This is a genomic window from Rhodopirellula sp. SH410 (assembly GCF_055811895.1).
On sequence record NZ_CM147949.1, the window covers coordinates 4,012,937 to 4,027,742 of the forward strand.

The 14,806-nt window shown below is 59.4% G+C and carries 1 protein-coding gene (only partly in view); it reads left to right on the forward strand.

The genetic code is table 11. The features are described from left to right. Positions 1–14,806: the start of a PKD domain-containing protein gene (locus SH410x_RS14655; protein WP_473677207.1), read on the forward strand. It continues 16,046 nt past the right edge of the window; only the first 14,806 of its 30,852 coding nucleotides appear in the window; its start codon is at positions 1–3; its stop codon lies beyond the right edge, outside the window.

The window sequence follows — 14,806 nt, forward strand, 5'->3', positions numbered from 1 at the left end:
ATGAATTTCAAATGGACACGGATCTGTTGGGATAAGTTGCGCAACACGCTGTCACAGCGCCATCACCAATCTCAGGCTGTTGGCCGTCTGCTTCGGCTTTTGACGCGCGCCCGCACGCGAGGGTTTGAGCATCTCGAGCTACGAATGATGCTGGCGGCACACCTGTCGTATGGCGATCAAGATCGCGGCCAGCCGATCACCCTGAGTTTTGATCAAGCGAGTGCCGAGTACAGGTTGATCGACGCAGGGGGGCGGGTGGTATCGTCGGCATCGGGGGTGCCCGCCGATGGTCGAGTCGAGATCACCGGCACGGACGCAGACGACGTCTTGACCTTGGGGTTAGATCATTCACCCTCGATCAGCATCGACTTTCTGGGAGGTGGGAACGACACGGTGGTGGCAAGCGCTGACTCCGACTTTGGGCTGACCGGTTCGACTCTGACGGTCGGCGTTCAAAGCTTCACCCTCAGCGGTCTGGAGCGGGTGGAGTTAACCGGCGGCGTGTCAGCCAATGCGTTCACCTTCAGCGACGTTACCGTGGACGCGGTCACGGTTGATGGAGCCAGCGGCTCTGATTTGATTCTTAGTGGCGATTCCAACACGCAGTGGAGCATTGGTGGTGGCGAGACGCTGGCCGATTCCGGTTCGCTGGACGAAACGATCGAATTTCGTTCGATCGAAAACCTGACAGGTGGCTCGGGCATCGACGCGTTCAGCTTCGTCGATGGCGGGTCGGTCAGTGGTGCGATCGATGGCGGCGGCGGCGAGAACGCGCTCGACTATGACGCCTACATAACGGCCGTCGCAGTCGATTTGCACCTGCACACAGCCACTGGGACGGGCGGAGCGGTCAACATCGCGAATGTGACCGGAGGATCGGGTGTTGACTCGCTGTATGGTCCGGCAGCCGATGCACTCTGGCGGGTGACGGCGAAGAACGAGGGGACGATCGAGTTCGAGGCCGACGACATCGAGGCCAACGACGAGATCGTCCGGTTCTCGGGGATCGAAAATCTGATCGGAGCCGATGCCACCAGTGACAGTTTTATCATCAACTCCGACGGCAGCCTGGATGGTAGGCTCGACGGAGGAGCGGGAAATCTCGGCAGCCTCGTCGTGCAGGAGAACACGGATACCGCCGCCTTTGCTCTGATCAACGTCGCCAACCCGAACGCAGGGACCTTCACCGCGTTCGGAAGAACGATCCGATTCTCGGGGATCGAGCCGATTGTCGGCGGCACCATCGATGCCCGAGTCATTGCTGGCAGCAGTCTGCCCGACAGTTTCCGCATCGAGTCCATCGACGCCGCGACACTCAGGTTGATCAGTGTCGACGTCAACATCTATGACGTCACCAGCGCCAGCCTGATCACGTCGATCCCGTTTACCAATCCCACCAGCATCGAGGTTTCGCTTGGCCGTGGGAATGACCAGCTGGCCGTTGATCTGCTTGCACCGGGACTCTCCCTCGACATCAGTGTTGACGGAGGAGCGGACACCGACTTCCTGATCGGTTCGGATGTCGACAACGAGTGGCTCATTTCCGGGGTGAACCGCGGATCCCTTAATGAGACGGTGTCATTTTCACGCGTCGAGAACCTCGTCGGCGGAGTGGTCAACGATCACTTTGCGTTCGCCGATCAGGCGGCGATGACGGGAGTGGTTGATGGCGGAAGTGGCGGCATCGACACGCTGGATTATTCACTTGACACGCTCGGGCTGGAGATCGAAGTCGGCGTGGGGAACGTCCATATTGACAAAGTAATCGGTGGCGCCGCGACCGATACCCTCGTGGGGCTCAATGCGAACAACGTCTGGACGATTGATGGAGTCGGTGCAGGCACGGTCTCGTCCACCTCAAGTGTGCGGCTCCGCTTGGACGGTGGCGACACGGTCATCGACACAGCAGCCAATCGGATGCGTCTGCCCTACCTGCACGAGTTCTCGACAGGCGATCTCGTCCGGTATACCAGCAGCGACGGCGATGCGGAGTCGCAAAGCGGGCTGATTTCCGGTACCGACTACTACATTCTCGTCGTAGATGAACAGTCATTCCAACTGACGACATCCTCTCCAGACGTTGCTGGATTGGCGACAGGCACGTGGTCCACGGGCACGCGAAGCCTTATGGATGCTACTGGTCAATTGCTACGGTCGCTCGATGGTGGTGAGCTGGTAGATAGCTTTGCCAACACGATCACGTTCACGACCGCGCACGGCCTGAGTGAGGGCGATCTCGTCACCTACGGGTTTGAGGGAGCGCGCGATACGAGCGGACTGGCCGACCAGACCGACTACACCGTGCTTGTGGTCGATGCGACGACCATCAAACTGCTCGTTGCACCGCCCGCGGTTGTGCCACTGGGCGGTTGGAACTGGCCGATGGACCGTCCCACTCACCTGAGTTTGCAGGAAGCATTCCCGACCATTGCGTGGAGCGGGATCGAGGGCCTGCAGGGCAGTTCCGGTGAAGACACATTTGATATGCAAGCGACCGGCCTGATCACGGGCACCCTCAATGGCGGCAGCGGCGTCAACACGCTCGACTATTCCAGTCAGTTCGGCGAGATCACGGTCAATGTGGCGAGCAGCGGAATCGTCTCGATGACCGGGGCGGGCGACATCCGCAACATGGATGAAGTGATCGGTGGAGCAGGTGTGGACGACCTCTTGGTCGGGCCTGACGGGCAGGCGCACTGGGAGATCACAGGCTCCAATGCGGGCCGCGTCAACGGCACCACGTTTTCACAATTTGAAAACCTCCGCGGTGCCGCCAACACCCAAGACGGCTTCCTCGTGCGAGCCGGCGGCAGCGTATCAGGCGTCGTTGACGGTGGCGCGGCGGGTCAAGACGGGCTCGCCATCGAGAATTCGGCGGCTGCCGGTGATCTAGCCTTGATCCTCCCCAATGCCACGGGTGGTGGCACGATCGCGGCCGGCGGCGTCTATGCCGGCGTCGCTGCGGTGACGTTTGTCGGGATGGAACAGCCATTCTCGCTGGACACCTCGGTTGCCGATCAGGTCACGCTGCGTGGATCGGCATTCGCCGATACGGTCTCATTTTCCCAGGTTGGTACGACACTGACCGTCACCGAAACGGCGGCCAATCGATTTTTCTGGGATTTTTCGACGCAGGATTTTGTGGCCAAGACAAAATCCTTCACGATCGCGGCAGCGACCTCGGCGAGAACCTTTCGGGCCAGTTTCGACAAGGGCGACGTTGTCACGGTCACGGGTTTCGACCCGGGCAGCAACACGCCCTACGAATTCCCCGATGCTGGTGACCATCGCATTCGCGGCGATGTCTTCACCTATGGCGGCGACGTCACCGTCGTCGGCGACAGCATCGTCGTGGACGCCGGTGTCACCGTCTCGACGAGGGACAACAACGTCATCGGCACGTCCGTCGGCGACTCCGGCGACATCTCGCTGATGGCAAAGACGATCACGATCAACGACGGAGCGAAGCTGCTCAGTTTCGACAATCGCAACGCCCCGACCGACGGGACGCCAGCGGCGATCAAGTCCATCGCCTATCCGGATGTTCTGATCGCGAGCAATGACCAGGTGCTCCCGCTCTGGAAGCCAGGTTACCGGTTCCTGGATCTGGCCACGAAAACCAGCGGCGCCGGCAGTGGCATGACCGTCGACGTCGTCATCGACAAGGCCGGTGAGGTCACGCTGTTCGTCCGCAACGCAGGAACGGGCTATGCCGACAACGATGAGGTGTGGGTCGAGTTTCGCGAGGTGAGTTCCGACGCCAGCATCACCGATGCCTACACACTCCTCGGATTGCAACTGCTCGGTGCCATTGACTGGAATGTTGTTGTCGTTGGCGGAAATACGGCCAAGGTCGCCACCTTCAACGTCGACGGACTGCTGCGGTCCGGCGGGGATATTTCAATCCTGGCCCTCAACCATGAGTACGTGCAGGGCGCGTTCGGCACCGTCACCACCAACGCGCAGATCGATATCCACAACGCGACGCTGCATGGCCGGGATGTTTCGGTTCGTGCCGATGCGAACAACAACGACGTAACGGTCCTCATCGACACGATTGAGGACGGATCATTGGGCGAGTCCTTCGAGTGGCTTGTGGACCTAGGGAACAGCCTCGGGGACACGCTTGAGTCGCTAGTGACCTTGATCTCAAAATACCGGCCATTCTTTGGTGTTGGTATGCTCGACGCCGAGGCGAGCGTCACCCTCTGGGAAGGCACTCAAATTATTTCCGACGGGTCAACGAAAGTGTCCGCTGAGTCGGACTCTCAGGTCTTGTTTGATGTGATCAGCGATCTGATCGGCGGGGGATATGCTGCCTCCACGTCCAACGCCAAGGTCGACGTCCAGAATCGAGTCTCGATCGAAGCAGCCCACGGCGTACAACTTACCGCCTGGTCCGATAACACCATCGCAGTCGGCGTGCAGGTCGGCGGGGATCTTGTGTATGGCACGGTGCGAGGGCTATCCGGCACGCCGTTCGGCATCTCAGTACTTGTCACGGAAGCCAATTCCGACGCCACCGTGGCCGTCAGTGCCGGGGCGAGCCTGCATGCTGTACTGGGCGATGTGATCATCGTCGCGGTCAACACCAAGACCATTTCTGCCACCGCCCAAGCCAAGGGCGAATACAAACTGGTTGCCGCGAGCGCATCCTGGGCGACTGGGCTGGCAACGTCCCATGTCTCGGTCGACGGCAGCATCGTCTCCGAGCAGGGAAATGTGGTCGTGCAATCCCTCACGTCCAGCCTCGGAACCCTGTCCGACACGTATTCGCAGATTGGTGCGACGGCGGCGACGAAACTCAAACGTAAAGGTGGAGACTGGGTAAAAAGTAAAATTGGAGATGCCGGAGACGAAGCGGCGTCGCCCGGGAAGTTTACGGCGTTCAAAAATGGACTCAGTCAAATTGTCTCCGGTGCGAAAGCTGGCAAGTATGGATCATGGTTGTCCGCCGATGACGGCAAGTCGGCCGAGAAGTTCAAGAAGTTTGGCGGCTCCTTCGTCTTTGGTTTTGTCAGTCACGACAGTTCAGCGACCAGCACGATCGGTGGAACTGCAGTCATCACCGCGGGTCTCGGTGTGGCCGTTCTGGCGGACATGGTCGATCGCCCGGAAGCAATCGCCGCCGCAGATGTCGCCGATGGTCAGGCCACCCAGGAACGCGAATACCAGCAGACCAAGAAGGACTACGCGGGCGCATTTTCCATTTTAGTCGCATCCTATACCAGCAAGTCCGTCGCCGAAGTTCTCTCCGGTGCAACGATCGACACCAACACGCTCGCCGGCGCGGCGCTGGACTCCCTCACCGTGCAGGCCAGAACATTCATTCCCTATGACTTTCCGCTCGAGCGGTCCCTGAGCCTTGGCGACTTTTTTGCGAAACTAGGTGAGGTGCTCACGTCGCGGAATCTTGGCGTGACGACCACCTGGGCGAAGGCGAATGCCGCTTCCTCGAAGGGGGCCGTTACCGGCTCATTCAACCGATTCAGTCTCGATCCGACCGCCACCGCCAGCATCGGCTCCGACGTAGCGATCAACCAAGGCGCGTTAGCGCGCCCGGGTGATGTCGTCGTGCGGGCGACATCGGAAAGCCAGATCGTGAATTTCGTCGACGAGCCACTCAAGTTCATCGGCGTGGTCAAAGGCGCGTTCGCATCCCCCGCTGGCTCTTCGGGAGGCGGTTCCTTTGGAGCGGTCTACTACATCGGCATCACCTCGGCGACGGTCGCTTCGGGGACGAACATTCGGGCGAGAGAGGTGGTGGTCGATGCCCAGTCGATATTGATGAACGTTTCGATGGGTATTGCGGGGAGCAACACCAGCGGTATAGCGATCAACGGAGTCATCACCTACACGGACATCAACAACTCCACGCTGGCACAGGTGAGCAGCGGCGCGGTCATGGATGCCACCGGTGATGTCACGGTGACTGCCAATGACGATATCTACAATGCCAATGCCGCAGGCGGCGTCTCGCTGGGCAGGAGCGTGGGGATTGGCGTGACAGGTTCCGGCAACCGGATCGTTCGCAATACCCGCGCTATTCTGGGCGACGAAGTGCAGACGCTCGGGGACAGCCAGGCCACCCTGAACGAGGGCGTCGATGCCGTTGCCAACACAATCGACCTGGGCTATGCCCACGGCTTCGTCACCGGCGATGTCGTCCAGTACAGCAGTCCCGGCGAAGATGGCGTGATTAGCGGACTCGTTGACGGACAGCGGTATTACGTTCGCGTGATCAGCCCGACCGTCGTGATGCTGGCCCGTTCAGCCGAAGAAGCCCTGCAGTCGGCTCCAACATTCGCAGCGGGCGCGATCAACAGCGGAGCTGATCAGATCACCCTGGGATATCACCATGACTTTCAGACCAGTGACGCAGTCGTCTACGACCACGGCACTGGCACCGATACGGGCGGGCTCGTCAACGGCCGCACCTACTATGTCATCCAGGTCGATGCCACCACGCTCAAGCTGGCCGCATCCAAGGCTGATGCGGACGAGGGTATCGGAATTGATCTGGATGTGGCCGCCGATCCAGGCAGCGGCACCAGCCACACGTTGCGACTGGATCTAAACAGCGATGGCGTGCGAGGCGACCAGCACATGCTCGGCCGCACCTTTAACCCCGAACGGCTCGAGGGAGCCGTTGTCGCCTTGGGTGAATCGATTGACTTCGGTCAACCGCACGGATTCACACTCGGTCAAAGGGTGGGCTATGTGGCCGGTGACTCGGACTTGATTGGCGGACTTACTGAAGGTGGCTTTTACTACGTCATCCCCGATGCAAGCAGTCCGAACCTGTTCCAGTTAGCCAGCAGTCGTTCCAACGCCGAGCTGGGGATTGTGCTCGATCTCTCCTTGCCCAACAGCCCTGGTTGGCAGCACGGTTTCGCCGTCACGTTTGATCCGGAGATCGCAGTGAGTGTGTCGGACGTCTCCGACAGCGATTCTTACACGGCCATCGATCTTGGCTACGAACACTTGCTGCGCGGTGGGGACGCCGTGATCTACGACAACGGAGGCGGAAGTGGCGACGATTGGCTGTCTGATGATTCAGGACTCATCAGCGGTCAGACTTACTACGTCGGTTTGGTGGACAACAGCACCAGTTTGGTCAAGCTGAGTGATGCACCGAGCGTCGTCGACCTGAGTGATGAACAATGGACCGCTGGAGCAAGAACGCTCACGGCCGCCGACAGTGAAATGGATTCCATCGCGATGGATGCAACATCGTTGGTCGGTGGTACTGAGAACACGATTACGTTTGCAACCGCACATGAACTGAACGACAACGATCTCGTTTTCTATCACTTCACACGCAACGACGACGTCGACGCATCGGATAACAGTCAGCTGGCGGTCGGAGTCGCTTACTACGTGCTCGTCGTCGATTCTGTCACCATCCAACTACTCAGCGCGGCTCGCCAATTCACAACAATTGGCTTGCCGATTGATCTCGATATCCCGGGATTATTTGGCGTGCGTGCGCCCAAGTTTGGTGTCAATCACACCTTGCTTCTGCCACTCGACGCCGAGTTGGCAGTGACGGAAGCGTCTGCGACACGGTCGGACACGATTGACCTGGGCTACGCTCACGGGTTTGTTACCGGCCAGCGGGTCTTCTACAGCCACGGCGACGGTGACAGCATCGGCGGCCTGGCTCATAAGAATGACTATTATGTCATCCGTGTGAGCGACACGGTGATTCGGCTGGCGAAAACCGAGAAGGACGCCCTAGACGACGTCTGGATCGATGTCGACCCGGCGGTAGCAACGGGCGAATCGCACGCCTTCGGTGCGCCGTTTCAGGCAAGGCAGACCGTCGACAGTGTTGCGGAGACGATTTACTTTCACGCCGTTCATGCGTATCAAGATGGCGATGCGATCGTCTATGACAACGGTGGCGGCACGAGCATCGGCGATCTCGCACAGGGGCAGACCTACTACGTTACCCGAGTCGATGCCTACACGATCAGCCTGTCCACCGACGCGGCCGACCTTTCAGGGACGCTCGTGGACCTTGCCGGAGATCTTGCCGGAGACCTCGCGTCCGGGACGAATCACACACTCACCGGTGTCGGCGGCGTAGGGTCGGTGAGAGCGGTTGGCCTACTCACCGTCACGGCGACCAACACCGGCACGATTGGTACCGGCACACTCGCAGCGGCGGGTTCGAAGACCGCCAAGTCGAGCGATACGGCGAATGCGAAGGAAACGCCTGCGGGCACCAAATGGGGCCTGGCCATCTCGGGCAGCGTCTCGGTCAACTCGATCGACGACACCGCCACGGCGTTGTTGGACCGAGCGGTCGTGCTGCAAAGCGATGATGTGACGGTGCGGGCGACGAATGACACGGACAATACAGCCATCTCCGGCGCGTTTGGGTTGTCATTCAACAAGAGTGGCAGCAAATCCGTCGGGCTGGCCGGGGCCGTGACCGTCAATATTCTGACGAACCAGACGCACGCTTCGATCGACAACTCCACGCTCCTGGATGCCGGCGATGTGATCGTGGATGCCAACGCTTCCGGCACGACGCTGGCGGTCGCCGCCGGTATCGGCGCATCGGCCAATGGCTACGGCGTGGCCGGATCGGTCGCCTACAACACGATCGACACGGACACGGTGGCACGACTCACCAATGGCGCGGTCATGGGCTCGAGCCTGACGGTCAGCGCCACCGACATGACCTCGATTGTCGCGGTGGCCGGTGCGATCGCCTATGGCGGCAAGGCTGGGATTGGTGCCGGATTTGCTTACAACAACATCACGGGGGGCGCGGGCTCGTATCTTTCAACCTCAGATGTCCGGCTCAGCGGTGCCTTATCCGTCACCGCAACGAACAGTCCCACGATCACCGCCGTGGCCGCCGCCATCAGCGTGGCGATTGCCAGTACATCGGAGGCGAACAATGTTCCTCCGAATTCAGCGGACTCTCAATCCTCCGGCCTAGCGTTGGCTGCGGGTATTTCCATCAACGTCATCACTGGCGTGACGAAATCGCATGTCTCCGAGGTTGGGACGCCAACAAATCCGCTTACGGCCGCCAGCGTCCTGGTGAAGTCCACCGATTTGGATTCGAAAATCACAGCTGTGGGCGGTGGAATCGCGGTGGGGTACTCGAGCGTCAACAGCACCAAGGCCCAGGGTAATTCCACGGCCGCGGCAGCGGGCATATCCGTGGTCGACAATTACGTTGACAGAACCCTTGAATCACATATTGACAATGCGGTCGCTCTGATCAGTGGTGACATCGATGTCACTGCAGATGCCGCTGTGGAAATCTACGCACTTGCCATTGCCGGCGCGGTCGCGATTGGCAAGGGGACCAACGGCGCTCGCAGCTTCGGCGGCGCGGGTTCCATGACGGTCAATACGATTCGAAGCGGCGTCACCGCTCGCGTGAAGGGCAGCCAACTCAATACGAATAACGCGGGGACGGTCAACGTTTCTGCGACGGATGATTCCCTAATCACGGCCGATGCCGGCGGCCTCGCTGTAGCGGTCTCCCTTGCCGACGGTGCCTCGGACAGCAGTTTGTCTATCGCGGTGGGTGCCGCCGTTGCGATCAATCAGATCATCGAAGGCTCGACGACAGCCACCATCGAAGACTCCATGATTGATGCGGCCGGCAGTATCGTCGTGACCGCCACGAACAGTGCTGAGATCGACGCATGGGCGGTTGTGGGCAGTGCGGCGTTGAGCAAATCCAATCGCGGAGGCGTTGGCTTTGCGGGTGCCGGCGCATACACCGAGAACGCGATCACAAGCACTACCGATGCTTACATCACCGGTGCCGTGACGCCCCTCGCTGCCGATCCACCCGCTACACTTCGCTCGAGCGCCAGCCTCGTTGTGACAGCGGTGAACGTATCGACGATTACCGCGGATGCCGTTGGCATCTCGCTGGCCGGCCAGAAAGGGGATGCAGGCACCAGTGTAGGTGCTGCGTTCGGCGTCGCACTGGCCTTCAACGACGTGACGCAGACGACATCGGCATACCTGGATGAAGCGGCCGAAGTCTCGGTCGAGGGCGGCATTCATATCACCGCAGAAGCCCGAAGTTCGGATGCCGACGATTCCGCGCCATCGTGGAGTTTCAGCAAAAACGACCTTGCCGGAAATATACTGACGCTGCCTGATCACGGTCTCGAAACGGGTGATCGTGTGTTCTTTGAACAGGGTGATGGAAGGTCTGAGATCGGCGGTCTTCAAGATGGCGGTGTCTACTATGTCGTTAAGGTGGGCGACAACCAAATCAAGTTAGCCGCTACCAAAGCCGCTGCGACAAATACGCCCCCCGAGCCCGTTGAACTCGAGTCTATTGAACAGACGGTCCCTGCCGCATCGGGCAGCTACACACTGAAAACGCGAAAAGCCACCATCGATGCATTGGCAGTCGCGGGGTCAGCCGGTGGTGCGTACGGTTCGGGAACCTCCGTGGGTCTCGCGGGCGCGGGTGCCGGCGCCGAAAACACCGTCGTCAACACCGTCAGTGCATACATCAGCGATAGCGATCGTGTATCGAGCACGACGGGCAATGTCATCATTGACACCCGAGACTCGTCGTTTGCGAACGCGGATGTGGTTGGTGGTTCGATTTCAGTTGGAATCAGCACGGGTGGTAACGCTGGCAGTCTGGCCGTCGGTGTCTCGGTGGCCCGCAATCACATCACCAACACGCTCGAGGCATCGATTACGGATTCGACCGTTGAGGCCAATGCAGGTGGCCTGGACGTTCAGGTCATGGCGGACGCGACCATCATCGCAATGTCTGTTGCTGCCTCCGTGTCCGGCAGCGTCAGTTCCAGTGGCGGCAACGCCCTAGCGCTCAGCGGTGGCGGTGCCGAAGCCCTCAACGACATTAGCAGCGATGCCAATGCGTTTGTCGAAGACAGCACGATCTCCGCAAGGAATGACATTCAGATCGTCGCAACCAATCACTCGACCATCGAAGCGGATGTGTACGCGATCGCGGCATCCGGTTCGATTGGCAACAACGCCATCTCGGCCGCGATTGGCGGAGCCCGTGTCATCAACACAGTTCGAGAATCGGGCGACGACGACAAGAATCAAGTCAGAGCGTTCATCAAGAATTCGAGCGTTATCGTTGCGAGCGGCTCACTCGTGCAAACCGCGATCTCGCACCAGGAAATTGACGCCGTAGTCGGCGCGGGTTCCATCGCTTTGTCGGGCGCATCCAATGGTCTCGCGTTGGGCCTCAGCGGCGCGGGCGCTCAGGCGATCAACGATGTCGGCACGGACGTTCAGGCGTTCATCGATAACACGGACCTGCCGGACCTCACGGGGACAACGGACTCCGCGAATATCCAAATCGATGTTGGTGGCAACCTTACCCTCAACGCGTTAGACGCTTCCACGATCACAGGGGTCGTTGGCGCAGGCTCGATCGCCGCTTCCTTTGCAGGGACGGGCCCGAGTGTCACGATCGCAATTGGTGTGGCCCTTGCCGAGAACACCATCGAGAACGATGTGAAGGCCTACCTCAATCATGTCGTCGGCGTGGACGTGAGCGGTACGATTGCGATTGACGCGATGGAATCCGCAATGATTGCCAGCACAACGGTTGCTGTTGCTGCCGCGGTGAGTGTCGCATCAACGTTTGGCGTGGCGTTCAGTGGTGCCGGAGCGAACGCCACGAACAGAATGAACAACCAGGTTCACGCGAGCATTGATGACAGCACATCCGTGACCGCAGGCCAGAACCTCCAGGTTCAAGCGACCAGCAATGCCGCAGTCACTTCATTGGTTGGGGCCGCAGCGGCATCCGTTGGCGGCGGTGCCACTGCGGCAGCCTCGCTGGCCCTCGGCGTTTCCCTGGCCAGAAATCTGATCGGTTTTCAGTCACACCAGCAGGACTCTCCCACTGAGAACGCAAGTCAAGTACGAGCGAGCATCTCGAATTCGGATGTCACGGCGGCCAATGGATTCGTCCATGTTCTCGCCACTTCCAATGACACGATTGCCGCAGACGCGTTCGCAGGTTCCGTCGCGATCAGTGCTGGCGTCAGTGGTCTGGCCTTATCCGGCGCCGGTGTCGAGGTTACCAATCGGCTGGGGACCGACGTGCGGGCCTCCATCAAAGACTCCGACGTCGAGACGAAGAACCGTGTCAGCGGCAATTTGCAAGTGAAGGCAACGACCTCAAGCGAAATCCTCAAAGCGAATGCGACCGGGGTGGCCGTTGCCGCTGTGATTGCCCCAGAGGGATTTGCGATGTCAATCGCCGCCTCGATCGTCGACACCCTCATGGCCAACACCGTCGATGCGTTCATCGCGGGCACCGCACAGAATTGGATCAACGTGGCTAATCGCGTGGAGGTATTGGCTGACTCATCAAAAGCAAGCATCAGCAATACCAATGCGGTCACGGCATCGGTATCCGCCGGAGTTATTGGAGCGAGTGGTGGTGGTATCAACATCGACAATGTGGTTGCCAATCAAATTCACTCGTCCATCAGCGGACCATTGACCGTGACGGCGGCAGACGCCCTGCGTGTCGAAGCGAACGAGAACGCAGACGTATCGGCAAACGCCACGGGGATCACGGCATCCCTCGCGGCGGTCTCACTCGTCGTTGGCGTATCGATTGTCGACAACCAAATCAACAGTTCGACGACTGCCGCAATCGGTGACTCTGACCATCAAAATGACGTCGCAGGGCGGCCGATGGTGTCCGCAAACACCATCCGCGTGAGCGCCGGATCGATCGCTGACATCTCCCAGACAGATTCACTGGCGATCGGCGCCGGCGTCGTCGGAATCGGCGTTAATACGGCCGATGCGATCGTCGACACGACAGTGAATGCAAGAGTTTTCAACGCCCAATTGAGCTCGTCGAATGGCGACATCGAAGTGACTGCCGATAGCGGTTCGACCGCGTTGGCCGACGTCGATGGAGATGTCGTCGGCATCGGTGTGGGTGTTGGAGTCGTCGAGAGCAATGCCGAAATCAAGGGCGCGACCACAGCATCCGTTCAAGGCACTCTCACCGCCATGCGGGGTGGAACGACGGTTCTCGCCACCAGTCGACCACGGGCGGAGGCGACCGCGACCGCTGCCGCTGGGGGACTCATTGCGGTGGGAGTCAACTCGACCACCGCCAAAATTGACCGCACGGTCACTGCTGAGATCGAAGCTGACTCCATCGTGAATGCGGACGGCGCGGTTGAGGTCAGGTCAATCATGAACCGCCCGGCAGACATCAACTTAAAATCGGCGAAGGCAGACATGCTCGGCATTGATATCGGTGCACTGGCTGTCGGGTCGTCTGTGGCCAATGTGTTCTTGCAGCCAACCCTCATCAGCGACATTGGCTCGGGCGTTCAGATCATGGCACAGACGGTGGTCGTCGACGCGACGTCCAAGCTGGGGCAAGGTTGGGCGAGTTCGACAGCCGGATCAGGAAAGTTCATTGGTGCAACGGTGACGCGATCCGAGCAGACGGTCGATGTGGATGTGCGTGCCGCGGTGGGTGACGGAGCGAACGTTACCGGGCTCGATTCCATTAATCTGAACTCCAATGCGGGAACTACAGATCTTTATAACTACGCCGACGCCTATGTCGTGTCCGCCGCCTCCGGGCAAGACGCGACGGCTAAGGAAACGATTCACACAACCGCCAGTACTGAAGTTGGTCAGGATGCAAATCTGTTTTCCCTCGGGCATGTGAGTGTCAGATCGGAAAATGAGATCGATGTCGAGAGCCTCGCGGACACCGTTTATGTTGGTGGGATTGGAGTCAGCGCCGCACTGACCCAAACCGACATCAGTGGTTTTGATAGTGAGACGAACCTAGTGAAGACTGCCCTGGGCAGCGGTAGCACGATCACTGCACGCGATGTTGATATCGATGCGGTAGTGACAGGCCTGGCGGTGACTTCCCAAACGAGCGGATGGCAGGTAGCCATCGGCGGTGGAGTCCTGACGACGTCGGATGTGACCGTTAGCGATGCCGATTCGAAAGTAGAAGCATTCGGAAGCATCAACGCTGATATCATTGATATTCAATCACGTCATGAAGAATTAGGCATTTTGAGTCATGGCGAGGCATATGGTGTCAGTCTCGAACTGGCGCATGATGCAGACTTCTACGATACGGTCACACTCGATTCTACGATCACTGTGGGACCGGAAGCCTACTTGCGCGGCAACCAGATCAACCTGCATGCGGAAGCCGCCCAAGGGACGAACAACACTGTCAAGCAGGAATCAAGAAACTTCAGTACATCCGTGCTGGGCGATTGGGCTCCCGATAATTTCGAACTGAGTTTTGACGCGGAAGCTAGCGTCAATGTCGCCGGAACGCTGGTGCCTGGATCGAAGAGCGCTCGCCTGATCGTTCATGAAGCGGGAGAAGTCACGCAAGCGGACTACATTGCAATAGAGAGTCGAGGAAACTCTGATCCGATCGTTATCTTGGAGCTCAACGGAGGCGACGCGATCGGACGGTCTGAGGCGGACGCTGATACGATTCCGGTGGGGATCACCATCACGGCAGAGAGTTTCGGTGCAGTCATTTCTGCCGATGACGAAACTCAAACGTTGGAACCTGGCGTCGGTACTGACGGTGACTTTGATGTCTACAGCGTGGCACAAACCGATCGCGTTCACTTCGGCGAAAGTGCCGCTGAAAAGGTCCCGGACAGATTCTTATCGGTGTTCATTGCCAATCGTTCCTCGAATGACCTCGAGATCCGTAGCATTGACGTGGGAGTTGTTCCTCAATGGGTGACGCCTGTCGTTGTCGCGTCGTCCCAGAATGACTTCCCGGCCCCGCCAG